The following is a 23,575-nucleotide window of genomic DNA, read 5'->3' as shown; positions in this document are numbered from 1 at the left end:
GGCTGCGCATCTGTTGATGCAGCGATGCGTTCCCCTGGCGTAAAAAAGCCGCCCGGTGCATGCGGGCGGCTGGGGCCTGGCGCAGATGCGCAGGGCTCAATTGACCATCAGGCGGAACGGCCAGACATAGGCCTGCAGCGTCACGAAGATGCCCATCAGGCAGGCCAGGGCGACGGAGTGGAAGAACACGTAGCGCAGGATGTCGCCCTCATGGTTGAACCAGCGCGTGGCTGTGGAGGCGACGACGATGGACTGCGCATCGATCATCTTGCCCATCACCCCGCCCGAGCTGTTGGCCGCGCCCATGAGGTTGGGCGACAGGCCCAGCTGCTCGGCCGCCACCTTCTGCATGCCGCCGAACAGCACGTTCGATGCCGTGTCCGAACCCGTCAGCGCCACGCCCAGCCAGCCCATCAGGGTGCCGAAGAAGGGGTAGAACACGCCCGTGTTGGCGAAGGCCAGGCCCAGCGTGGTGTCCGTGCCCGAATAGCGCGTCAGCGTGCCCAGGGCCAGCATCAGCACGATGGTGATCAGCGAATAGCGCACCAGCCAGAGGGTGCGCACGAACTGGCTGACCAGCTGCACGGGGTTGTACTTCATGACCAGGCCGCCCACGATGGCCGACAGCAGGATGCCCGTGCCCGTGGCCGACAGCAGGTTCAGCGTGTAGATGGCGCCTTCCTTGGTGGGCTGGCGCACGACGGGCGGCACCTTCTCGATCAGGTTGTGCAGGCCTTCCATGGGAAAGGCGGGCGCGAACAGGCCGTTGAGCGCGGCCTTGACCGAGGGCAGGCCCCAGATGAAGACGAAGACCGTGAGGATGGCCCAGGGCGTCCAGGCGCGGATCACGTCGGCGCGCGGGTGCTGGGTCACGGCGCGGGGCGCCTGGGCTTCGCCGCCGCTGTTCTCATGGCCCTTGAGCGAGGTCGAGCGCCAGATGGTCCTGGGCTGCCACATGCGCAGGAAGCCCACCGTGCAGACCATGGAGACGATGGCCGCGATGATGTCCACCAGCTCGGGGCCGATGAAGTTGGACACCAGGTACTGCGGAATGGCGAAGGACACGCCGGTCACCAAAATGATGGGCCAGATCTCCATCATGGCCTTGCGCCCGGCAAAGGCCCAGATCAGCCAGAACGGCACCAGCACCGAGAAGAATGGCAGCTGGCGGCCGACCATGGCCGTGACCTCCATCAGGTCGTAGCCGTGCACCTTGGCCAGCGTGATCACCGGCGTGCCCAGCGCGCCGAAGGCCACGGGCGCGGTATTGGCGATCAGCGACAGGCCCGAGGCGGCCAGCGGCGAAAAGCCCAGGCCGATCAGGATGGCCGCGGTCACGGCCACGGGCGTGCCGAAGCCGGCCGCGCCCTCGAAGAAGGCGCCGAAGGCGAAGGCGATCAGCAGCAGCTGTATGCGCCTGTCCTCGGTGATGCCGGCAATGGAGTCCTGCAGGATCTTGAAGCTGCCGTTCTTCTCGGTCAGCTGGTGCAGGAAGATGATGTTCAGGACGATCCAGCCGATGGGCAGCAGCCCCGTGAAGCCGCCGAACAGCGCCGCGCGCCCGGCCATGCCTGCCGGCATGTTGTAGACGAAGACCGCGATCACCAGCGCCGCAATCAGCCCGGCGCCGGCCGCCAGGTGGGCCTTCATGTGCAAAAAGCCCAATCCCACCAGCATCACCACGACCGGGATGGCCGCGAGCAGTGTGGACAGCCACATGTTGGAAAGAGGGTCGTAGACCTGCTGCCAAACCATAGAAGCGTCTCCTGAAGAGTTTTTAGGATGTTGTGCGGGGCGCATCGTCGCTCTCATGGCTGGTTGGCACACTAGCGTTAGCCCTCGGTTGGGCGGGGCGAGAGAAAATTTCAATCGGTGCACAAATCACTTCAAACCCGAACGGGTGACTGGAATGCGCCCTGCGCACTACCATGCTCGGCAGTCCCGCGGCATGCGGGTTCCAGAAAGCCAGAAAACGTGTCCACCGATCTTTCCAAAATCACCTGCATCGAAGACCTGCGCGTCGTGGCCCAGCGCCGCGTGCCGCGCATGTTCTATGACTACGCCGACTCGGGCTCCTATACCCAGGGCACCTACCGCGCCAACGAGGACGACTTCCAGAAGATCAAGCTGCGCCAGCGCGTGGCCGTGAACATGGAGGGGCGCAGCACGCGTACCACCATGATCGGCCAGCAGGTGGCCATGCCCGTGGCCATTGCGCCCACGGGCCTGACCGGCATGCAGCATGCCGATGGCGAGATCCTGGGCGCGCGCGCGGCCCAGGCCTTCGGCATTCCGTTCACGCTGTCCACCATGAGCATCTGCTCCATCGAGGACATTGCCGAGCACACGGGGCGCCATCCGTTCTGGTTCCAGCTCTATGTGATGCGCGACCGCCGGTTCATGGAGCGCCTGATCGAGCGTGCCCGTGCCGCCAACTGCTCGGCCCTGGTGCTGACGCTGGACCTGCAGATCCTGGGCCAGCGCCACAAGGACATCAAGAACGGCCTGTCCACGCCACCGAAGCCCACGCTGCGCAACCTGGCCAACCTGGCGACCAAGCCGCACTGGTGCCTGGGCATGCTGGGCACCAAGCGCCGTACCTTCGGCAACATCGTCGGCCATGTGGATGGCGTGGCCGACATGAGTTCGCTGTCGTCGTGGACCGCCAGCCAATTCGACCCCAGCCTGAACTGGGGCGATGTGGAGCGCATCAAGAAGCTCTGGGGCGGCAAGCTCATCCTCAAGGGCGTCATGGACGCCGAGGACGCGCGACTGGCGGCCGACAGCGGCGCCGATGCGCTCATCGTCAGCAACCACGGCGGCCGCCAGCTCGACGGCGCACCCTCGTCCATCGAGGCGCTGCCCGGCATTGCCGAGGCGGCGGGCAAGGACATCGAGGTCTGGATGGACGGCGGCATCCGCAGCGGCCAGGACGTGCTCAAGGCGCGTGCCCTGGGCGCCCAGGGCACCATGATCGGCCGCAGCTTCCTCTACGGCCTGGGCGCCTACGGCCAGGACGGCGTGACGCGTGCACTGCAGATCATCCAGAAGGAGCTGGAGACCACGATGGCCTTCTGCGGCCATACGCAGATCGATACCGTGGACCGCAGCATCCTGCTGCCCGGAACCTATCCGGGCGCCGTGCGCTGAACCGGCAAAAGCGGCACGAGAAAAGGACCGCCTCGGCGGTCCTTTTTCCTTTCAGGCTGCGCCTCAGGCTTGGGCAGGTACGCGCCGGCTTTCCGGCTGCGCCGCCACCAGCCGGCCCGCCGCATGCAGCACGGCCAGGATGGACGCGGTCACGATGTTGGCATGGCGCCCCGCACCGAAGCGCGTGCCCGCCACGCCGGGCAGGGCGGCCTCGACGATGGCCAGCGCCGTGGCCCCGGCGCCCTGGCCCAGGCTGCGCTCTTCGTAGTGGTCAATGCGCAGCGCCACGCCCAGGTGCTGGCCGATGGCGGCTGCCACGGCATCGATGGGGCCGCTGCCTTCGCCATACAGCTGCAGCCGAACGCCGTCTGGCCGGACCACTTCCAGCGCAATGCCCTGGCCCTGGGCGCTGTCGAACAGGTGGTGGCTGCGGTAGTGCCAGGGAAGCTGCAGGGGTGCGAGGTAGGTGGCCTCGAACAGCTTCCACAGGTCGTCGCTGGCCAGCTCGGCCTCGCAGGCGTCCGCCTGTTTTTGCACCACGGCGCTGAACTCCACCTGCATGCGGCGCGGCATGGTCACGCCATGGTCGCGCTGCAGCAAAAAGGCAATGCCGCCCTTGCCCGACTGGCTGTTGACGCGAACGATGCTGTCGTAGGTGCGGCCCAGGTCCTGCGGGTCGATGGGCAGGTAGGGAACGCGCCAGGGCGCATCGGGCCGCTGCGCCGCAAAGCCCTTGGCGATGGCGTCCTGGTGCGAGCCCGAGAACGCCGTGAACACCAGGTCGCCCACATAGGGGTGGCGCGGGTGGATGGGCAGGGCCGTGCATTCCTCCGCAATGCGCGCCACGGCGGCGATGTCCGAGAAGTCCAGTCCCGGCGCGATGCCCTGCGTGTAGAGGTTGAGCGCCAGCGTCACCACATCGAGGTTGCCGCTGCGCTCGCCGTTGCCGAACAGGCAGCCTTCCACGCGCTGGGCCCCGGCCAGCAGCGCCTGCTCGGCGCAGGCCACGCCCGTGCCCCGGTCGTTGTGCGGGTGCACGGACAGCACGATGTGCTCGCGCCGTTCCAGGCGGCGGTGCATCCACTCGATCTGGTCGGCGAAGACATTGGCCGTGCTCACCTCCACCGTGGTCGGCAGGTTGATGATCATGGGCCGCGCGGGGCCTGCATCCCAGGCGCGGATGGCTGCGTTGCACACGGCCAGCGACACGTCGAGCTCGGCCATGCAGAAGGTCTCGGGCGAGTACTGCAGCACCCATTCGGTCTCGGGGTGGGCATCGGTCAGTTCGCGCAGCAGGGCGATGTGCTGCTCCACCATGGCGATGATCTCGTCCACCTCCATGCCGAAGACGATCTCGCGCCAGGCCGGGGCAATGGCGTTGTAGAAGTGCACGATGGCGCGCCGCGCTCCGGCCACGCTGTCCACCGTGGCGCGGATCAGGTCCTCGCGCAGCTGGGTGATGACCATGGGCGTCACGTCGCCGGGGATCAGCCCGTTGTCGATCAGGTGGCGCACGATGCCGTAGTCGGTCTGCGAGGCCGAGGGAAAGCCCACCTCGATCTCCTTGAAGCCTATGCGCACCAGTTCGTGGAACAGGCGCAGCTTGCGCTCGCGGTTCATGGGCTCGAACAGGGCCTGGTTGCCATCACGCAGGTCGGTGGACAGCCACACGGGCGCCTGGCTCAGCTGGCGTGAGGGCCATTGGCGCTCGGGCAGGTCGATGGCGGGGAAGGGAAGGTATCTGGACGCGGGATTCTTCAGCATGCGGGCCTCGCAGGAAACGCTGGGGTTTGCAGCCACCGGATCGGCCGGCGGCCCCGCTCTCCTGGCTTCCCGGTGTGGGGAAGCTGCGCCAGGCCGGGATCAGGGAGAGTCGGTGCGAAATGCGGCGCCTGCGCAGGCGCCCGGACCCCGGCCATGGGCCAGGGATAGCAGGGGAGGCGAGGGCAGGCAGTGCATGGTGCGATGGCGGTGAATCACAGGGAACGGGTGCCAGTTTGCGGGCAGAGTGCCTGTCTGTCTTTATAGAATTTCTCATTTTCTATATGGATCTGGACAATATGCGAACGACCCATGCCCCGGCTTCGGCAGCCGCCATTCCCTGCAGCCACGCCGGGCTGCCCGAGCTGCAGGCCGCCGCACCGCTGCTGGTCACGGGCGTGGCCGCCGACTATCCGGCCGGGCTGGAGGTGGAGGAACACTCCCACGAATGCTGCCAGCTGCTCTACGCCGTGCAGGGGGTGCTGGAGGTGCGCGCGGGCAGCGGGCGCTGGGTGGTGCCGCCCACGCGCGGCGTCTGGCTGCGCTCGGGCGTGCCCCACGGCCTGCGCATGCGCGGCGCGGTACAGGTGCGCAGCCTGTTCGTCGATGCGCAGGCTGCTGCAGACCTGCCGGGTACGGACTGCGTGATCGAGGTCTCTCCCCTGCTGCGCGAGCTCATCAGCGAGGTGGCGCGCTGGCCTGCATCGGCACCGCCGGGGCGGCGCGAATCCATGGTGGTCGAGCTATTGCTGCAGGAGCTGCGCCAGCCGCCCGTGGTGCCGTTTCACCTGCCCTGGCCGCAGGATGCGCGCATGGCCGCTGTCTGCCATGCGCTGGCCGAGGGAGACGGGGCGGATGGCCTTGCCGCCACAGCCGCGACAGGCGCCGCAACTGCCACAGCCGGTGATTGGGCCGCACGGCTGGCCATGGGCGAGAAGACCTTCCACCGCCACTTCCTGCAGGCCACGGGAATGAGTTTTGGCCGCTGGCGACAGCGCGCACGGCTGCTGTCTTCCATGCAGGCGCTGCTGGCCGGAAGGCCCATCGTGCAGGTGGCGCTGGAGGCCGGCTATGAAAGCCACAGCGCCTATTCGCTGGCCTTCAGGCGCCAGTTCGGCATGCCACCCTCGGCCTTCGGGGCCAGGGGCGACAGGCCGTAGGGGGCCGGGCCGCGTCAGGCGGCCTTCCAGATGATGTAGTCGGCCTGGTACTGCACGACCTGCTTCTGGCCCAGCGTGGAGCTGTTGCAGGCCATGGCAGGGGCCACGCCGCCGCGCGTGGCCACGCGCTGGATATAGGTCACGCCCTGCATGGCGCCCATGCCGGTGGCGGGCTCGGCCTTGACCAGTTGCAGGGGGATGTTGCCCGCGCCGGACGGCGCCACCGCGACCTGGGTGGCCGTGACCTTGGAGCCGTCCTGGTGCGCCCAGGTGGCTGGCGGGCCGAAGTAGCGGCCGATGACGCGGCCCTGGCGGTCCGTCAGGCGCGCATCGGGTCCTACAAAGGCCCATTCCTGCTCCATCGCCTGGTCCTTCTTGGCGCGGCATTCATAGGTGATCTGGCCTATGCCCACCGTCTCCATGGCAACCTTGTGGCCTGCTGGCACCTGCACGGCGGCCGGCAGGTCGGACTGGGAATGGCTCTTGCCCATGTCCATGGAGGAGCAGGCGCCAAGGGACAGTGCGGCCATGGTGGCCAGGCCGAGGGGGAGGATGTAGCTCATGAGGTTCTCCAGGTCGATGGGTTGAGGGATGTCGCCTTGAACCGCTGTCCGGGGCGCGACACAGGGAATACGCAGCAAGGCAGCGGCTGGATTCACCTGAATGGAAAAAAATTTATCCGCATCCGGTTCGCAATGCGCTGCGTATTGCTCACGGAGGGCCGGTGCAAGCAGGGAGACGCCTGCCAGACCTTCTGCAGACCCCCGGCAGAGCACCGTCAGAGCACCGATATGCCCCTTGAATCCGATCGAAAGACAGAACAAGCCCCCCGGGCGGCCACGCAACAGTGCGGGCCACGGGGCCGCCCGCTCGCCCACAATGCGTGCATGGGCACCACACCAACCGACCAAGAGCTGATGGACCTTCTGGACCGCATCGCAGCGCAGGACGAGCCCGCGCTCCGCAGCCTGTACGAGGCCACCTCGTCCCGGCTGTACGGGCTGGCGTTGCGCATTCTTCGACACAAGGACTGGGCCGAAGACGTGCTGCAGGACAGCTACCTGCACATCTGGCGCAGCGCCTCGGGCTACCGGGGCACGCTGAGCCCGCCGCTGGCCTGGATGGGCCTGGTGGTGCGCAGCCGGGCCCTGGACTTTCTGCGCCGGCGCCGCGCCGAACGCCTGCACCTGAACGAAGAGTTCGACGAGGCGCAACTGGCGGCCCATGGCGGCGGGGACGATGAAAGCCAGGGCCCGCTGCAACTGGCCGAGGCCAGCGAACAGGCCGTGGCGCTGTACCAGTGCCTGGAGCGGCTGGAAGGTCGCCAGCGCGAGGTGGTCAGCCTGGCCTATCTGCGCGACCTCAGCCATGGCGAGCTGGCGGGCCAGCTGCAACTGCCGCTGGGCACGGTCAAGACCTGGATACGGCGCGGCCTGGAGCAGCTGCGCCGCTGCCTGTCACGCCATGCGTGAAGCAGTTGACATGCTCTGAGCGGCCAAAGGACTTGCCATGAATATTTCCCGACACCCCGAACTGCTGGACCGGCTGGCCGCCGCTTACGCCCTGGGCACGCTGCGGGGCGCGGCACGCCGCCGCTTCGAGCAACTGGCCCGTGACCAGGCCCCGGTGCGCGCCGCCGCCCTGCTGTGGCAGGGCCGCTGGTCGGCCCTGTCCGAAATGCAGGCCCCCGTACGCCCCGACGATGCGGTCTGGGTCCGTATCGACAACCTGCTGCAGGCCGAAAAGGCCCGCGCCGCCCAGGCGCACCGGCGGCGCGCCGACGATGCGCCTGGCATGGCCCGGCGCACGGAATCCGCCGTGGGCCGCGCCCTGGCCTGGTGGCGCGGCGCTGCCGTGCTGGGCGCCTGCGCCACCGTGGCGGCCGTGGCCCTGGGGCTGTGGTCGCACCAGGACCTGCGCCAAAGCGGCGAGCGCCAGCTGGCCGTGCTGAACAACCAGCTGCAGGCCACCCAGGCTGCGCTGCAGGCCGCGCCCCAGATCCAGTACGTGGCCGTGCTGGCCGACGACAAGGCCGATGCCTCCATGCTCGTGACCTTCGACCCCGGCAAGAACACCCTGGTGCTGCAGCGCGTGGGCGACTTCCACGAAGCCGCGGACAAATCGCTGCAGCTTTGGGCCCTGCCGCCCCAGGGCGGGCCGCAGTCGCTGGGCGTGCTGGGACGCGACAAGCTGGTCAAGCTGACCGCCGCGGCTGCCGAGGTCCAGGGCGTGCCTGCCCTGGCCATCAGCCTGGAACCCAAGGGCGGTGTGCCCAGCCAGACCGGGCCCACGGGGCCGGTGCTGTTCAAGGGCGCACTGATCCGGCGCGACCTGTAGCAGGCAAGGCGCGCGAGGAACGCCAGGCACGCAGCGCGTGCGGCGCATGCGACACATGCCAAGGGCATGGCTGCTCGCCTTTGGCGAGGGCCGTGCTGCTGCACAGCGCAGCCTGGAGGGGCGCGCGAGGGCAGGGCGCGCGTGCAACCTGGCTGGCGGGCTGCTGTTTCGCTGCCGGGCGGGGCAGCCCTCTCCAAGCGCGTGTGCCTGGCGCCCGGCCGGCGGCTATGCTGGCCAGCGTCTGGTTGCCCGCGCCTTGCTGGCGGTCCCTTCCCCTTCGCTGACATGCCTTTTTCTCTTCAAGACCTGACCTGGCTGTGGGTGCCCGTGGTGCTGTTCGCCGCAGCCGCCCAGACCGTGCGCAACACGGCCCAGCGCTCGCTGACCGCCGAGCTCGGCACCCTGCCGGCCACCCTGGTGCGCTTCCTGTACGGCCTGCCGTTTGCCGGCATCTACCTGCTGGCGTTGTACCTGGGAGGCGATGGCGCCTGGACGCTGCCCCGGTTCTCATGGGCCTACCTGGGCTGGATCGCGCTGGGGGCCTTCTTCCAGGTCGCTGCCACGGCGGCACTGCTGCTGGCCATGAAGGAACGCAACTTCGCCGTGGCCGTCACCCTGTCCAAGACCGAGGTGCTGCAGGTGGCCCTGTTCGCCGGCATCTTCCTGCACGAGTTGCCCACCGCCGTGGCGCTGGCGGCCATGGCGCTGGCCACCTTTGGCGTGCTCATCCTGTCGCTGCCGCCGCGTGGGCAGATGCTGTCGCTGTCGGCCTGGGCCAGCCGCTCGGCGCTCTACGGCCTGGCCTGCGGTGCCTGCTTTGCCATCGCCACCGTGGGCTACCGGGGCGGTGCCGTGGAACTGGCGCGCCTGGGCGAGATATCTCCCTGGCTCTCGGGCGCCTGGGGCGTGCTGATCGCCCAGCTCATGCAGACCCTGGGCCTGGGCGCCTGGATCGCGCGCACCCACGCGCAGGGCCTGCGCCCCATCTTCCGCGCCTGGCGCGTCTCGCTGCTGGCCGGTGGCATGGGCGCGGCCGCCTCGCTGGCCTGGTTCACCGCCTACGCCATGCAGGGCGCGGCACCCGTGCGCACGCTGGGCATGGTCGAGGTGGTGTTCAGCTACATCGTCTCGCGCCGCGTGCTCAGTGAAAGCCTGAGCCGCCAGGAAATGATCGGCATGGGCCTCATGGTGCTCGGCCTGGTGCTGATCTGCCTCCAGGGATGAATGGCCTGTGGGCTGTATGAATGCACAGTTGCCGCAATAATGGCGGCGTGCTTGAAACGACACCCACGACACCCACCAGCCCTGCCGATGCTGCGCCCCCGCGCCGCATCGCCCACCTGGACATGGACGCCTTCTATGCCTCGGTGGAACTGCTGCGCTATCCGCAGCTCAAGGGGCTGCCCGTGGTCATCGGCGGCGGACGCCGCGCGCACGACGAGGCGCTGGACGCACGCTACGCCGGCCGGTTGCACGAGATTCCCGTGGACGAGTTCTCGCGCCTCAAGGACTACGTGGGCCGGGGCGTGATCACCACGGCCACCTACCCGGCGCGCCAGTTCGGCGTGGGCTCGGCCATGGGCATGATGAAGGCCGCGCGCCTGTGCCCCCAGGCCATCCTGCTGCCCGTGGACTTCGCCGAGGTGCGGCGTTTCTCGCGCATGTTCAAGGAGATCATCGTCTCCATCGCCCCGCTGATGGAGGACCGCGGCGTGGACGAGGTCTACATCGACTTCACCGACGTGCCCGGTGGCCAGCGCGAGGGCGGGCGCGTGCTGGCGCGGCTGATCCAGAAAACCATCACCGACGCCACGGGCCTGACCTGCTCCATCGGCGTGGCGCCCAACAAGCTGCTGGCCAAGATGGCCAGCGAATTCAACAAGCCCAACGGCATCTCCATCGTCCAGCCCGACGACCTGCAGGCCGTGATCTGGCCGCTGGCCTGCCGCAAGATCAACGGCATAGGCCCGAAGGCCGATGCCAAGCTGCAATCGCTGGGCATACAGACCATTGGCGAGCTGGCCACGCAAAGCCTGCCCCAGCTCGTGCAGTGGTTTGGCCGCGCCTACGGCAACTGGCTGCATGGCGTGTCCTGGGGACGCGACGAGCGGCCCGTGGTCACCCACAGCGAGCCCGTCTCCATGAGCCGCGAAACCACCTTCGAGCGCGACCTGCACGCCGTGCGCGACCGGACAGAACTGAGTGCTATCTTCACCGACCTGTGCGAACGCCTGGCCCAGGACCTGCAGCGCAAGGGCTACATGGGCCGCACCGTCGGCATCAAGCTGCGCTATGACGACTTCAAGACCGCCACGCGTGACCACACGCTGGAGCTTCCCATGGCCGATGCCCGCACCCTGCGCCACGCCGCAGGCCAGTGCCTCAAGCGCGTGCCGCTGGCCAGGCGGCTGCGCCTGCTGGGCGTGCGCGTGGGCAACCTGGTGCGCACGGCCGACTGGGATGCCACGGCCCAGGACCCGCTGGCGCGAGAGCAACTGCTCAGGGGCCCGGCCCAGCCCGCGCCGGACAGCGACCCCTTTACGCCTCAACTGTTCTGAATCATCACCACAAATCTGGCGCACACGCTGTAAAACCATGCACCAGTTCCGAGCATGAGACTGCGGTTGCCGTGCTGTGAGATGATTTGGAAATGTGAATTTGTGTTTCCGTTTGATGGATTCCGGTGGCTTCAGAGCGTTTTGCCATGCCATTTCACAAGAACAAGAGACATCCCAAAGGAGTGGTACCCATGCGCGTGAATTTGCCCGTCAGCCAGCTCAACTACGACTTTCCGGGCGATGAGCTGCTGGTATCCGTCACCAACACCAAGGGCGAGATCACCCATTGCAACCCGGCCTTCGTGCGGGTCAGCGGCTATACCTACGAGGAGTTGATCGACCAGCCGCACAACCTGATCCGCCATCCCGACATGCCCGCCGCCGCCTTCAAGGACATGTGGCGCACCATCGCCCATGGCTACCCGTGGACCGCCCTGGTCAAGAACCGGCGCAAGAATGGCGACCACTACTGGGTGCGCGCCAACGTCACGCCCATCATGGAAGGCGGCCGGCCGCGCGGCTACCTGTCGGTGCGCACCAAGCCCCAGGCGGCCGAGATTGAGGCCGCCGAAGCCCTTTACGCACGCATGCGCGCGGAGGCCGATGCCGGCCAGGAAACCCTGCGCCTGCGTGGCGGCGAACTGCGCCGCCTGGGCCTGGCAGGCCTGTGGGACCGCCGCAGCGACCTGGGTCTGACGGCCCGCATGGCGCTGATGCTGGGCGGCGTGGGCCTGGCCGCCATGCTGCCCGACCTGCTGGGCTGGCAGGGTGCCGCCGGCTGGGGTGCGCGCCTGGCCGCCTTGCTGGCGGGTGGCAGCTTTGTGCTGTGGCGCTTCCAGCAGCGCTGCGTGGCGGGCCTGGAGCAGGCCAGCGGCTTTGCCGCCGACATTGCCAGCTGCCAGCTGGGCACGGACATGCAGCACGACTACAGCGGCCCCATGGGTGCCCTGATGCAGCGGCTGCAACAGATCCAGATCAACCTGCGGGCCGTGGTCGGCGACGTGCGCACCGAAATGCGCGGCTTTGCCACCACCGCCCACGAGATCGCCCAGGGCAGCTTCGACCTCGCGCAGCGCACAGAATCCCAGGCCACCAGCCTGCAGCAGACGGCCGCCTCGATGGAAGAGATATCAGGCACCGTGGCGCAGACCGCCGACACGGCCCAGCTCATGGCCCATGAAAGCGACCAGAGCCGCCAGGTTGCCGGCAAGAGCGGCGCAGCCATCCAGGAAGTGGGCGCTGCCATGGAGCACATCCGCGGCTCCTCGCGCCGCATGGGCGAGATCATCGGCGTCATCGAAAGCATTGCCTTCCAGACCAACCTGCTGGCCCTGAATGCCGCCGTCGAAGCGGCACGCGCAGGCGAGCAGGGCCGTGGCTTTGCCGTAGTGGCAGGCGAAGTGCGCGCCCTGGCCCAGCGCAGCGCCTCGGCCGCCAAGGAAATCAGCGGCCTCATCAACCGCACCGTGGACGGCATCAACGACGGCAACGCCCGCATGGACGCCGCAGGCCGCACCATCGACGGCATGGTCGACGCCGTGGGCCGCGTCAGCGACCTGGTCCACCAGATCAGCATCGCCACGCGCGAACAATCCGTAGGCATCGCCCAGGTCAACGACGCCGTGGCCCAGCTCGACTCCGTCACCCAGCAAAACGCCGCCCTGGTCGAGCAATCGGCCGGCGCGGCGGGCTCGCTGCGCGCCAGCGCCCAATCGCTGGAGCGGTCGCTGGAGGTGTTTACTTTGCGGTGAGCGGAAGGATCGGTGTGGTGTGCCGGATTGGGGCAAGCCACGGTCGGGGCTGGGCTGTGGCTGCCTTGAAATGCCGGGACAGTTCAGAAATCCCGGCTTTCAATGAAACAGAATTCGGTGCGATTGGCGCCTGAGTCGGTCTTGAGGCGAGAGTCCGCGCTGACGATATGCAGCTCGTTGCCATAAGCATGCACGTAGTTGAAATCATTGCCGGATGCCACTGCACCTGATTCTGTATCTATGCTTGTATGGACTGATTGGTCTTGCTGACTGATGCGGTGCACTAGGAGCTTCCTATCATTTACGCCAACGGCTATTTCTTTGCCAACCTCTACCAATTGGCCAAAAATGGAAGCAACGTTCTGGCGTTGATGGAGCTTGGTTCTCCATAGAAATCCAAAATTTTCTGAACGTTTTTCCACATAGAACTGCTCACCCAACCAGTAGCTGATGGCCAAACCCCCATCCTTGAGTGCAATACCTGTGGTTGCAATTCCGTTCAAAGGAATTTCAACCAATAGATTTCCTGTGGCGCTATAGGCTCTCAGTGCTGATCCGGTAGATTGCTTAAAGGTTTTATCTATGTAATAGTTGATGATGCCAAGCACGCGCCCCTGACTTTCGAAGAGTGCAGTGGTTTCCCCTCGACGGTTGCCTTGGATTTCCAGTGATTTGCTTTTCTTCAGATCATGGCTGAAATACTGGAGGGATGGCATATCTTTTTCCTTGAGTCCTCCTATAAAATAGCCTTTAGCGCTTGAGGCTATACTACGGGCCAATGCAATCTCACTCAATGGTTCGGTGCGATAGATGATTGAAAGGTTTTGCTTTAATTGCAAAATTCCTAATTTCCCTTCATCGCCAATTTGAATTAATATTGGGCGGTACTGGATGGTCTGTGAAAGTGATGGGGTAATATGGAGGCTGGGCGGTGCATTGATCATCTTTGTGAGCTTTTCTGAGTCACACCTCATCTCTTGAATATATAAGTGCGAGGTGTTTTCTGATGAGTTTGTTTTTGATGCTTGCTTGATTAGATGCGATGCACCATTTGATGAGATGACTTGTACGATTGATGAATCTGATAGCGTTCATTGGATCAGGGACTTCCTTGTGAAATATTCCCGCTCTCTGTCGTGGTACTTGCTGTATCCTTGCGCACTGGCAATGCAACTTGCTCGAACACATTGCCTTCGATCACCACGTCCTTGGACTCCAGCAGGTTGATGCCGGCCTGGGGTTCCTCTTCCTTCTTCCTGAACAGCCCGCTGCGCTTCACGATGAAGCGGTTGTTGCGGATGATGGAACCATCGGCATCGCGGAGTTTGAGGATGGCGGGCAGCGGCGCCTTGTCGCGCAGGTCCATGTGCACGATGAAGGTATTGCCCTCCACCAGCGAGCGCGGGCCGTACAGGTAGACGGCGGTGCGGCCATCGACCTCGATGGTGTTGTTGCGCACCACGTTGTCGGAGCCCGCCATGATGATGGCGCGGCCGCCGGATTTGATTTGGAGGTTTTCTGCGGTGTAGAAGGTGGGTGGGGTGTAGTCCCAGGGGATTTTATTGAATTTCCTGGTTTCGCTGTTCCAGCCATTATTTCTTGTGACAGGCAGGTCTTCTGTCAACTCTTTGATTCTATCGCGAGCAAGAGTATAGGGGGCCATGTCAACACCAAGACCCAAGGGGCCAGGGGTCTCGATTCTTCCATTGTGGACTCTGAGATGGGCAAGCATTTCTCCATCTGTGGTTATGCCAATACCTCTGGTGTTTTTAAATGGTGTTCCTGAAACAAGATGCTCTCGTAAATTGAGATCGGAGTTGCTGCTCAAGAAGAAACTTAAAATTGCTCCCTGGCCTCCTGTTCCGACAGGAGAGCCCCGTTCACTCCAGTCAATCAAGTCACGTGCCTTTCGTTGGACAAAATCGTGGACAACGCAATGAAGGCCAGGGCCCTTGAAATATTCTATTATCGGATGAAATCCTCCTCGATATTTCACAGGCTTGCACCCCACAGGTAGAGGATCTTTGTCGCTAGGTGGATGCCTGCTCTCGACCCACTCGTCAAATGTGCGTGGGTTTTTTGGTGAAATTTGACAACTAAGAAGCATGCTGCATGCCATTGTATAAAATACTAGAGCTAGACGTCTTTGCATATAGGGCTCCTTGGCAAACAAACTCCTGGATAATCTTCTTCTCGACCTGTGAGACCACCTAGATATTTCTCTCTGTTAATTTCTGCAAACCCTTTGTTGTAGGCATCGGCACCATCTTTTTTGAAATCCAATTCAATAACTTTTATCTTTTCTTCATTCTTCCTGTTTTTGGTTAAATCTAATCCTTTTTTCTTGATCAAATCATTAATGGCATCTTGCAGAAATTCGGTTTTTCCAGGAAACTCTTTCCCATCTTCTCTGATCTTGTTGAACTCCACTAGAATACTCTCAATTTCCTCGAAACCAATTGCAGGCTTGATTCCATAAGAAGTCAGGAATTCATAAACTGCCTTCTGTCCCGCTAATGTGCGATCCGCGCGCACATTCCAATGCCTTGCATTGACGGTTGGGTCATTTCCCGTGTAATCGGGATCGCCGTTGTAGGTGTAGTCTGGTTCCGAACCTGAGAACCCATGGCCTATGCCCAATCCCAGCGTGAGCGCATCGACGGGGCGGTTGTCCCTGCCACGATGGCTGAAGGTATCCAGATAGGCGTGCAGGAATTCGCCAAGGAACTGGAACTCGGCACAAGGCTGCTCTGGGTTGCCCAGCCGACTGGCCGCCAGCAGATTGTTCAATTGGGGACTCAGGTTGCCGACCACGCTGTTGACGTTGTCGTTGTCATAAGGCTTGAGGGTCCTGCCGTTTTCGTTCGACAACGTGAAGTGGTACCACAGTAGCTGTCTTTTGTTCTTGAAGATGGAGCCAATCGTCTTGAGCACGGTTTCGTCATCCAGCGGCCGGGTGATAGGGTTGTCATCCACGTACTGCGAAGCCAGCGCCGTGATGCGTGCCGGCTCGTAGTCCAGGCCTGCGGCCAGGGCCAGGAAGAAGACCATGTAGTAGTGCATGTCCTCCTGGTACAGCCCGGTGGGATCGATGCGGTTGAGCGGGTCGCCGCCGGCATACAGGTAGGCGTCGGGCCCGTCCGGGTAGCCCAGCGGGTCGGGCTGCAGGTAGCGGCCGCTGGCCGGGTCGTAGCTGCGGTGCCAGTTGTCGTGCAGGCCGCTTTCCTCGTCGAAGTACTGGCCCGGCAGGCGCAGGTTGAGCACGGCCTGCTGCCGGGGCAGGCTTGTGTGGCCGGCCTGATGCATGGCCGGTGCTCCCCAGGGCGTCTGGCGGGCACGCCAGACCACGCGCTGGCCTGCGTCCGTCATGGCCTGCGGACTGCCCCGGTGGTCGTTGTGGATGTGCAGCATGCGCGCCTTGCCGCTGGCGTTGTCCCGGTTGTGCTCGGATTCCAGCTTGGCGATGGGCAGGGTGCGAGTCCCCTCGCTCAGGTACAGGTACTGGCTGGTGATGCGGCCTTCGCCATCCATTTCCGCGACGAGCCGGTTGTCCTGCCACAGGTAGTGGCTGTGCGTTTGCCCGTCGCCCTGGTGCACGGTCTTGCCCACGCGCTGGCCCAGGCTGTTGTAGCGGTAGCTGGCGATGGGCCGGTCCAGGTGGTCGCTGATGCTCTGGAGCTGTCCTGCCTCGGTGTAGGCGTAGCGGTGCAGCGCGTCCTGGACGGTGCGGCCCTGGCTGTCGAGCTGCACGGGCGCTGGTGCTGACGGTGCGTTGTCCTGCACCAGCCTGCCGAAGCCCTGGTAGCGGTAGTCGGTCTTGTGCAGGTCGGCTGGCGCGTTGGCCTCTGTGTTTGCGTCTGCGGGTCGCCCGTCCTGCTCGATGGCGCGGATGCGCGGGCCCACGCCGTAGCGGTAGCGCTGGCTGAGGATGGGTGCATTGCCTTGCGATGTGCCTTGCCCGGTGGTCTGCTGCGTGAGGCGCCCGGCAATGTCGTATTGGCGCGAGGTGGCCAGGCCATTGCCTGCCGTGTAGTGCTGCAGGCCGTTGAAGGCGTCGATGCCGATGTCGCCAGCCACCGTCTGCGCGGGCAGCAGGCGTTCGAGCAAGCCTGTGGCGCCGGTGCCCAGCCAGTGGTCGCTGGCCTGCAGCAGCCCGGCCACCCAGGCGCTTTGCAGCTGCAGCCCTTGCACGCTGGCGCCTTCGCTGGCGGGGCCGCGCCGGGTGACGAGCACGCGGCCATCGGCCAGGGTGCGGCTGTGGACCCAGCCGTCCGGGCCATAGCGCGTGGCGGTGCGGTAGGTATGTTCGGCCTGGCCGTCGGGCGTGGCCAGCGCAATGGTGCGTGCCACGGGGCGGCCCAGGGCGTCGTATCCGATGGACTCGCGCTGCCAGTTGCTATCGATGGTCTGCAGCAGCCGGCCCTGGTAGTGCAGCCGGGTTTGCGAGGAAGAGCGACGATCTGCACCGGGCGCCGGCTCGTAGGTCTTGGCCAGCAGACGCCCGCTGGGAGCGTACTGGTAGTGGGTGCTGCTGCCGTCGGCGCGGGTGTGCACCCGCAATTGATCGGCTTCGTTGTAGCGTGCGCTTTGGCGGCCATGATCGGCAAGCTGAAGCCATACGGTGCGGCCGAAGTCGTCGTGCAGGGCCTGGCGGTGTTCGGCGGGTTGGGTTCCCTGGGAAGCAGTGGTTTGGTGTCCGATGTCCTGGGGTGCTGTCGCCACACTGGAGGAGCCTTGCAGGGCCAGCCGTATCCAGCCATCGGGCGCTTGCGACAGGCTGGCATGGAGACTGCCGTTGTTCAACCAGCGCGTGCGGATGTCGTCGCCATCGGTGTGCTGGAGCAACTCGCCCGCGTCGCCGTAGGTGTAGCTGTCCAGGCGCCCATCGGGCAGCAGGCGGTGGCTCAGGCGCCCTTGCGCATTCCAGCCGTAGTAGGCCGCACGTTCGGGGAGGTCCTGGCCTTCGCGGTACAGGCCCAGCCGCTTGATGCGGCCTTCGCTGTCGCGCTCGATCTGGCCCCGGTTGCCCAGGCCATCGAGCCGAGCCTGGGTGCTGCCCTGGTAGGTCCAGGTGGTGCTGCGGCCTGCCGTGTCGATGGCATGGCTGGGGCGGCCCAGGGCGTCGTGGCGGATGCGGTATGGATTCAGGCTCAGCCGGCTGCTGGCGCGGGGCTGGCCGTCGGCATCGAGCAGCCAGCCGCTGGTGCTGATTTCTTCTGCCTGCAGGGCGTTGGCAGACAAGGCGCTGTAGCGTATCTGGCGCTGAAGGCGCCGCACGCCGTCGTCTTCGGTGCGGGTCGTGATGCGCCCGGCCTGGTCATGCTCCAGCGCCACGGTCGTGCCATCGGGCTGCAGCACGCGCGTGACGTGGCTGCCGCTGCGGTCCCAGCGCAGCCGCGTGAGGTCGTTCTGCGCCGGGCTGCCGTCGTCATAGCCTGCCAGCGAGGTGGGCAGCGGCCCGTCGATGTCCACCAGCACGCTGCGGCCGTTGATCTCGGTGTAGCGGTAGCGCGTGCTGCGTTCGATGGGCGTGGCGCCGTCCGCATTGCCTGCGGGCTGGCCCTGGGCGTCCAGGGGGCTGAAGCCCGTCTCGGTGATCTGCAGCGGCTGGCGGCTGCTGTTGTAGCGGATGCGGATCTGGTGCTCGCGCCCGGGCACGACGCTGGGCCGCGCGATGAGTTCGGGTGCGTATTGCTTCCAGGGGTCCTTGCCGTAGCCGTAGCGCACCTGCAGCTGCGGGGCCCTGGCTTGGCCTTGTGTGTAGGCGATGCGGTACACGGCCAGCGGGCGGCCGAAGGGGTCCAGCTCGGTGCGCGTGCCTTCCAGCGGGTGGCCTGCGGGATCGAGCCGCGTGGCTTCGGTCAGGCGCCCTTGCGCGTCGTACCGGTAGCGCATGTCGCCGGGGCCGCAGCTGGCGCAGCCCGGGCCGCGCACTTCAAGCAATCGCCATTGCCCGCCGATGGTGTCGTAGTGGTAGGTGGTTTGCTGGCCCAGGCTGTTGGTGAGGGTGTTCTTCCAGGGCTGGCTGAGGTCCAGGGTGACTTTTTCCTGCTGGCTGTCCGGCGGGCCGCGCACGCTCAAGGTGGCGCGGCCGTTGTCGCCGTAGCCGTAGCTGGCGATGCGCTCGTCCATGGGCTTGCCGTCGCTGCCCTGGCCCTGCACGCTGATGCCCGTGAGCAAGGTGGGGTGCTGCGGGTCGTCGTAGTGGTAGTGGCGCTGGACCGGGGCTTGGCCATCGGCCGATGGGAGGATGACCTGCACGAGGCTGGCGTTCAGCTTGGCCTGGGGCTGGGTGCTGCCGGGCAAGGGCGCGCTGCCGTGGCGGTAGTCGATGCGGCCCAGCGGGGTGTCGATGGCCTGCACGCCGGTGAAGCTGCCCTCATTCGAGGCCTTGGCGTAGTGCAGGCGCAGGCTGCGGCCCTGCGGGTCGGTGACCTTGAGCAGGCGGTTGCCCTTGTCGTTGTAGTCCAGGCGGACCTGCTCGCCCGAGGGCAGGCTGATGCGGGTCAGGTGCCCCCGGTGGTTGAAACGCAGCTCGCGCCCGTCCATCCATTGCCAGGTGTAGTGCCGCTCCTGGCCGGGCTTGGTTTCCTTGGTGCCCTTTGTATCCGGGCCTTCGATGCGCACGATGCCGTTGCCCGGCTGCTCGCTGGCGCACAGGCTGGGGTGCTCGCGCAGCTTGCTGAAGATGATGCGGGTGCCGTCGGCCTGCACGATCTGCAGGTTGGTGGAGTGGTCGTACAGGCGGGCCTCGTAGCTGAGCAGCCAGCCGCGGCCGAGCAGGCCCGGGGGCACGTAGGCCCGGCTGTAGCTGCTGTTGTAGTGGCGCACGACTTCCAGGCCGAGCACGCCGGGCAAGGCGGGCATGTCCACTTCGCGCTGGTATTTGTTGCCGTTGATGAGGTGGATGGGGTTGCCGGCGCCCTGGTGGGTGCTGCTGGAGTTGCCCTGGGTGGCGGGGCCGGCGCCGCCGCAGGGGCTGCCGCCGGGCGTGGGGGTGCAGGTGCCGCCGCCCGAGCCGCCACCGCCACCGCCACCGCCGAGGTCGATGCCGCCGCCCGTGCCGGGGGCGCAGCTTTGCACGGTGGGGTCGCATTTGCCGGAGCCGCCGCCCAGGTTGGGGGCGGCAGTCGCCAGGGGCGGCGTGGCGTGGGCCAGCAATGCGGCAATGCATAGCAGGGCGCTGCGCAGCAGGGGGGTGAGGTGGGGTCTATTCAACATCATGCGTCTCCCGTGCAGTTGGGGCAGTCAGCCCCTTTACAGTCGTTGTCGTTTCCATCTCCATTGCCTCCATCTCCTCCGTCTCCGGTTCCATCGCCACCATCACCGCCGTCGTCTTCATCGCCCTCACCCCCCGGCCCCGGTGACCCGACCGTGGTGCAGCCCACGGTTTCGCAATCGGGCGGTTCACCGGGTTCCGATGTATCGGGCTGGCCTGGGTCCTGCGGATTGCCCTTGTTGCCTGTGTCGGGAATGGATACCGTGGCATCGCTTTCCATGGCGTCGCTTTGCATGTGCAAGGTGGCCTGCGCGACGATGGGCAGCCGACCGTGCCGTATGAGTTCGGTGTGGAAGGGGTCGCTGCCGTCGTCTAGCCAGCGCAGGTAGTGCTGGTAGATGCCGCGCACCAGCGGGATCTTGAGTTCGTAGCCGTGGGTGACGCGGATCTTGAGCAGGTTGGCGTCCTGAACGCTCTGGGCCGACTTGCTGCCTATGTCTTTTTTGTCCCGGTGCGCCAGGCCGGCGTTTGGAATGGCTCGCACGCCGTATTTCTGCTTCAGGTGGGGAGCGCTCCAGTCGTCGAAGCTCTCGCGCGTGGGGTTGATGAGGTCTATGCGCAGGTGGCCTTCAAGGTCGGCCTTGGCCTTTGTCTTGGCATCCGCCAGTTCGTCACTGTTGCTGCCACCGCCATACAGCGGAACCATGGCGCGCAGATAGGCGTCACGGATATCGTCCATGCGCGCATGGGCCATGGTGCCCGCGCGGGCGGCCATGAAGCTGGCGTGATTGATCTGGTTCTTGTTGAAGAAAACCAGGCCGTACTGCAGCAGGGCCAGCCCCAGCAGGGTGATGATGGGGCCGACCACGGTGAACTCGACCATGGCGCTGCCGCGCTGGCGCGGCCTGCGGTATGAGGTGCTCTGGCGCATGAGGATGCCTGCAGGTTTGCGGCCGGCGGACGGGCTTGTATCCACCCGCTGGCCATGCTTCAGGGCCTGTTTGGGTGTGGCAGGGGGATGTGGATGGGCACGTCCGGTCCGGCCTTGTCCTTGCGCATCAGCATCAATTGCATGGTGCCCTGGGGGCCGGCGCCGAGGATGTGGATGATCTCGGCCTGCTTGCCGGTGATTTCGCCTTCGAGGCCATCGAGGGTGTAGTCCTGCCGGGTGAGGGGTGTGTCGGGCCGTGGAGCATCTGCGCGGACGTCGCTCGCAGGGCCTTCCAGCACGACGTTGATGCGTTGGCTGCGCGAGTCAGGGATCAACCGCGAGTTCACAAACGTCAGCTCTGGCACTTCCATCACTGTGCGCCTCTGGCTTTTGGGGTCTGTGTAGTCGATCTTTACGCCAGTGAGCTTGCCCGTGGCCGTATTGAATTCCGCCTCGTAGTTGACGCCGGTGTCCAGTATGTCGGTGGTGTACGGGTCCAGCCGTTGTGCCGTGCCGGCCAGCGTGCTGACACTGCCGATATAGGTCACGGTCGGCTCGCTCGGCGCCTGGCTCTGGTCGGTGAGCAGTCTGATGGCGGAAATCCAGTTGGTGTTTTCGCTGCGCATGTTGGGCATGCGGCCGACCTTGCTGAGGTTCTGGCCTTCCGAGAAGGTGGTGCCCCAGATGCCTTCCTCGTGCTGGTCCGGTGGTCCTACGAGGAAGATGACGCCTGCATCGTCGCTGATGTTCTTGTAGTGGCTCTGGCCTTCCTCCGGGTAGTGCGTGACCTGCGGGTACTGCCTGCCCTGCACGATGAAGGTGTTGCGCCCTACCTGGAAGTCGCGCCTTGCCATGCCGTAGGAGCTGTAGATGAAACTGCTTTCGATGGCCTGGCCCGGCTGTTGGCTATAGGTGAGTGTGGTGTTGTGGATCACACCCATGCCGCTGAAATCGATCAACGACGTTTGTGCATCGGGATCGGTGATGAGTTTGATCAGGTCAGACTCCTCAATGGCCGATGAGGTGGGTTGCAGACAGTTGCCCGTGCTGCTGAGTTTGGTGCACAGCGGGCCTGAGGGGGCGATGAAGACGCCGGAACTGGCGGTGCCTCCGGGGCCTGGGTCTCCCGCGCCCCCGTCGCTGCCTGAGCCGCCGCCGCAGGCGGTCAGGGCCAAGCCCATGGCACAGGCCAGCAGCCAGGAGGGGGGATGGGCCAGGCGCGCATGCGTGGTGCTGCAGTCTGAGGGAGTGGGGGCGGATGAATGGTGCATGTCTGTCGAGCGGTTCAATAAGCCATGAAGGAAGGTCGAATGGGGCCTGAGGGTGTTGCGCGTCGGTTGGCGTCTTGGCAATTGCGTTGTCCGGGTATCTCCTTGTCGTTGCGCTATGACATGGGTCCGCCTGGGCCGAAGAGGCAGACGGTCAATGCAGCGCGAGCGCCTTCTATGGGCCAGGGCCGCAGTTGCATGCCCGGTGCCAGCCCCTGGCGGGCGATGGTTCCGGCGCACATCTCCAGCACGTGCCTGCTGCCGCGTTCGCCCCGGCTGAGGCGCCAGGGCGCAACGCCTGGACGCAGGCCAGTGATGCGGCCCTGTGCGTCGAGGTAGACGATGTCGATGGCCTGCCGCATGAAGCAGGTGTGCACGCTGGTGCAGCGCGCGATGAGCAATGCGCAGCGGGCGGCGGGTTGGGCCTGGCCCATGAGGCCGGCAAGGCGCTGCCAGAAGCCGCAGGCCTGGCGCACCAGGAAGGGGGAGTGCGGCATCTGCATCACAGTCCCGAGTTCAGCAGCTTCATCGCTATGGGGAACAGCAAGACGATGAAGGTGCAGGGAAAGATGAAGGCGATCAGCGGAAACAGCATCTTCACGGGCGCTTCCATCGCGAGTTTTTCCGCGCGCATGAAGCGCTCGGAGCGGCGCTGATCGGCCTGTGCCCGCAGCACGGTGCCGAGGTTCATGCCCATGCTCTCTGCCTGGATCACGGCGGAGGTGAAGTTGGCGACGCTCGGTTCGTTCAGGCGCTCGGCCATGCCGCGCAGTGCTTCGGCACGCGCCTTGCCGGCGCGTATATCGCGCAGCACGCGCTGGAATTCGTCGCGCACCAGTCCCTGGGGGCCTTTGGCCACGGCCTGGGTCATGGCGCCCTGCATGTTCAGGCCGGCTTCCACGCACAGCGTGATGATGTCCAGGAAGAAGGGCAGCATGCGCAGCAGTTCGCGCCGGCGCACGGCGATGCGATCCCTGAGCCAGATGGCGGGGTAGGCCCAGCCCAGCAGTGCACCTGCGGCCATGGCCTGCAGATAGATGGACAGGGCGATGTGGCGTGCGCCGCCATCGGCGCGCCGGGGCAGGCCGTCGAAGCTGGAGACGAGCCACCAGGCCGCCAGCGCGGCCACCCCGGCGCCGACGATGCGGCTGGCGATGAACTGCGCAGGACTGAGCGCGTAGTCCAGTCCCGCCTGTCGCAACCGCAGTTGCACGGATTGCGCGGTCCTGCCCGTTCCGAGCAGGGGCGACAGGTGGTGGCTGATCCACTGGATGGGCCACCAGACCATGCGCAGGGCCAGTGGTGGCGGATCCTTGTAGCTGCGGTCCTCGGCGGGAACGTTGCTCATCGAGTGGCCCAGGAGCCAGGCCACCAGGGCAGCACTGAGTCCGGCTGCCACAGCGATCAGGGCGAGTATCACGGTGTTGGAGTCCATGGTGC

The 23,575-nt window shown here is 65.5% G+C and carries 16 protein-coding genes and 1 pseudogene; 7 read left to right on the top strand and 10 right to left on the bottom strand.

The window, feature by feature from the left end:
* Positions 1–96: 96 nt before the first annotated feature.
* Positions 97–1,755, bottom strand: coding sequence for an L-lactate permease (locus tag A9976_RS16470; protein WP_183019882.1), 1,659 nt, complete (start codon positions 1,753–1,755; stop codon positions 97–99).
* Positions 1,756–1,974: 219 nt separating this feature from the next.
* Here A9976_RS16470 and A9976_RS16465 point away from each other — a divergent pair, with 219 nt between their 5' ends.
* Complete coding sequence (locus tag A9976_RS16465) at positions 1,975–3,150, top strand: alpha-hydroxy acid oxidase (protein WP_183019881.1); 1,176 nt, start codon at positions 1,975–1,977, stop codon at positions 3,148–3,150.
* Positions 3,151–3,213: 63 nt separating this feature from the next.
* Here A9976_RS16465 and A9976_RS16460 read toward each other — a convergent pair whose 3' ends face one another.
* Positions 3,214–4,914 carry a 2-isopropylmalate synthase gene (locus A9976_RS16460; RefSeq protein WP_183019880.1) on the bottom strand — a complete coding sequence of 567 codons (1,701 nt, stop codon included), beginning with the start codon at positions 4,912–4,914 and terminating at the stop codon, positions 3,214–3,216.
* A gap of 296 nt (positions 4,915–5,210) precedes the next feature.
* Here A9976_RS16460 and A9976_RS16455 point away from each other — a divergent pair, with 296 nt between their 5' ends.
* Entirely contained in the window at positions 5,211–6,071 is an 861-nt protein-coding gene (locus A9976_RS16455) for a helix-turn-helix transcriptional regulator (protein ID WP_183019879.1), read from the top strand.
* Positions 6,072–6,085: 14 nt separating this feature from the next.
* On the opposite strand, the gene A9976_RS16450 is transcribed toward A9976_RS16455, so the two are convergent.
* Positions 6,086–6,634, bottom strand: a complete 549-nt coding sequence (locus A9976_RS16450; RefSeq protein WP_183019878.1) for a DUF3455 domain-containing protein — start codon at positions 6,632–6,634, stop codon at positions 6,086–6,088.
* Between the two features lie 324 nt (positions 6,635–6,958).
* Between A9976_RS16450 and A9976_RS16445 the strand changes: the two genes are divergently transcribed.
* The 5 genes from A9976_RS16445 (at position 6,959) to A9976_RS16425 (ending at position 12,717) form a co-directional block, all read left to right on the top strand.
* Positions 6,959–7,543, top strand: coding sequence for an RNA polymerase sigma factor (locus tag A9976_RS16445; RefSeq protein ID WP_012207088.1), 585 nt, complete (start codon positions 6,959–6,961; stop codon positions 7,541–7,543).
* Between the two features lie 37 nt (positions 7,544–7,580).
* Positions 7,581–8,408 carry an anti-sigma factor domain-containing protein gene (locus A9976_RS16440; protein WP_183019877.1) on the top strand — a complete coding sequence of 276 codons (828 nt, stop codon included), beginning with the start codon at positions 7,581–7,583 and terminating at the stop codon, positions 8,406–8,408.
* Positions 8,409–8,693: 285 nt separating this feature from the next.
* Positions 8,694–9,632, top strand: coding sequence for a DMT family transporter (locus tag A9976_RS16435; RefSeq protein WP_183019876.1), 939 nt, complete (start codon positions 8,694–8,696; stop codon positions 9,630–9,632).
* 20 nt (positions 9,633–9,652) lie between these two features.
* Complete coding sequence (gene dinB / locus A9976_RS16430) at positions 9,653–10,966, top strand: DNA polymerase IV (RefSeq protein WP_183019875.1); 1,314 nt, start codon at positions 9,653–9,655, stop codon at positions 10,964–10,966.
* 191 nt (positions 10,967–11,157) lie between these two features.
* The gene (locus A9976_RS16425) at positions 11,158–12,717 is read left to right on the top strand and encodes a methyl-accepting chemotaxis protein (protein ID WP_183019874.1); all 1,560 of its coding nucleotides are present in this window, start codon (positions 11,158–11,160) and stop codon (positions 12,715–12,717) included.
* Positions 12,718–12,800: 83 nt separating this feature from the next.
* Here A9976_RS16425 and A9976_RS16420 read toward each other — a convergent pair whose 3' ends face one another.
* The 7 genes and pseudogenes from A9976_RS16420 to A9976_RS16390 all read right to left on the bottom strand — a co-directional run bounded on the left by A9976_RS16420 (position 12,801) and on the right by A9976_RS16390 (position 23,570).
* Complete coding sequence (locus A9976_RS16420; protein WP_183019873.1) at positions 12,801–13,661, bottom strand: hypothetical protein; 861 nt, start codon at positions 13,659–13,661, stop codon at positions 12,801–12,803.
* 287 nt (positions 13,662–13,948) lie between these two features.
* Positions 13,949–14,197: pseudogene (locus A9976_RS31895) on the bottom strand (right-handed parallel beta-helix repeat-containing protein); the annotation flags it as partial.
* A 656-nt stretch (positions 14,198–14,853) separates the two neighbouring features.
* Complete coding sequence (locus tag A9976_RS16410) at positions 14,854–19,938, bottom strand: DUF6765 family protein (protein WP_259649230.1); 5,085 nt, start codon at positions 19,936–19,938, stop codon at positions 14,854–14,856.
* Positions 19,938–20,867 carry a TadE/TadG family type IV pilus assembly protein gene (locus tag A9976_RS16405; RefSeq protein ID WP_183019872.1) on the bottom strand — a complete coding sequence of 310 codons (930 nt, stop codon included), beginning with the start codon at positions 20,865–20,867 and terminating at the stop codon, positions 19,938–19,940. The genes A9976_RS16410 and A9976_RS16405 overlap by 1 nt, the downstream gene beginning before the upstream one ends.
* A 59-nt stretch (positions 20,868–20,926) precedes the next feature.
* The gene (locus A9976_RS16400; protein WP_259649229.1) at positions 20,927–22,048 is read right to left on the bottom strand and encodes a hypothetical protein; all 1,122 of its coding nucleotides are present in this window, start codon (positions 22,046–22,048) and stop codon (positions 20,927–20,929) included.
* A 203-nt stretch (positions 22,049–22,251) separates the two neighbouring features.
* Complete coding sequence (locus A9976_RS16395) at positions 22,252–22,632, bottom strand: DUF192 domain-containing protein (protein WP_259649228.1); 381 nt, start codon at positions 22,630–22,632, stop codon at positions 22,252–22,254.
* Positions 22,633–22,637: 5 nt separating this feature from the next.
* A complete protein-coding gene (locus A9976_RS16390) occupies positions 22,638–23,570 on the bottom strand; it encodes a type II secretion system F family protein (protein WP_183019870.1) in 933 nt (310 codons plus the stop codon).
* Between the last annotated feature and the right edge of the window lie 5 nt (positions 23,571–23,575).

The organism is Delftia sp. UME58 (assembly GCF_014170385.1).
Taxonomy (GTDB): domain Bacteria; phylum Pseudomonadota; class Gammaproteobacteria; order Burkholderiales; family Burkholderiaceae_C; genus Comamonas; species Comamonas acidovorans.
This window is presented reverse-complemented; position numbering and strand designations above follow the sequence as displayed.

What these genes read in the sequence shown, in the direction of transcription:
- A9976_RS16470 (WP_183019882.1), bottom strand. Translation starts at nt 1,755, where the DNA reads ATGGTTTGGCAGCAGGTCTACGACCCTCTTTCCAACATGTGGCTGTCC.
- A9976_RS16460 (WP_183019880.1), bottom strand. Translation starts at nt 4,914, where the DNA reads ATGCTGAAGAATCCCGCGTCCAGATACCTTCCCTTCCCCGCCATCGAC.
- A9976_RS16455 (WP_183019879.1), top strand. Translation starts at nt 5,211, where the DNA reads ATGCGAACGACCCATGCCCCGGCTTCGGCAGCCGCCATTCCCTGCAGC.
- A9976_RS16450 (WP_183019878.1), bottom strand. Translation starts at nt 6,634, where the DNA reads ATGAGCTACATCCTCCCCCTCGGCCTGGCCACCATGGCCGCACTGTCC.
- A9976_RS16445 (WP_012207088.1), top strand. Translation starts at nt 6,959, where the DNA reads ATGGGCACCACACCAACCGACCAAGAGCTGATGGACCTTCTGGACCGC.
- A9976_RS16440 (WP_183019877.1), top strand. Translation starts at nt 7,581, where the DNA reads ATGAATATTTCCCGACACCCCGAACTGCTGGACCGGCTGGCCGCCGCT.
- A9976_RS16435 (WP_183019876.1), top strand. Translation starts at nt 8,694, where the DNA reads ATGCCTTTTTCTCTTCAAGACCTGACCTGGCTGTGGGTGCCCGTGGTG.
- dinB (WP_183019875.1), top strand. Translation starts at nt 9,653, where the DNA reads ATGCACAGTTGCCGCAATAATGGCGGCGTGCTTGAAACGACACCCACG.
- A9976_RS16425 (WP_183019874.1), top strand. Translation starts at nt 11,158, where the DNA reads ATGCGCGTGAATTTGCCCGTCAGCCAGCTCAACTACGACTTTCCGGGC.
- A9976_RS16420 (WP_183019873.1), bottom strand. Translation starts at nt 13,661, where the DNA reads ATGATCAATGCACCGCCCAGCCTCCATATTACCCCATCACTTTCACAG.
- A9976_RS16410 (WP_259649230.1), bottom strand. Translation starts at nt 19,938, where the DNA reads ATGTTGAATAGACCCCACCTCACCCCCCTGCTGCGCAGCGCCCTGCTA.
- A9976_RS16405 (WP_183019872.1), bottom strand. Translation starts at nt 20,867, where the DNA reads ATGCGCCAGAGCACCTCATACCGCAGGCCGCGCCAGCGCGGCAGCGCC.
- A9976_RS16400 (WP_259649229.1), bottom strand. Translation starts at nt 22,048, where the DNA reads ATGGGCTTGGCCCTGACCGCCTGCGGCGGCGGCTCAGGCAGCGACGGG.
- A9976_RS16395 (WP_259649228.1), bottom strand. Translation starts at nt 22,632, where the DNA reads ATGCCGCACTCCCCCTTCCTGGTGCGCCAGGCCTGCGGCTTCTGGCAG.
- A9976_RS16390 (WP_183019870.1), bottom strand. Translation starts at nt 23,570, where the DNA reads ATGGACTCCAACACCGTGATACTCGCCCTGATCGCTGTGGCAGCCGGA.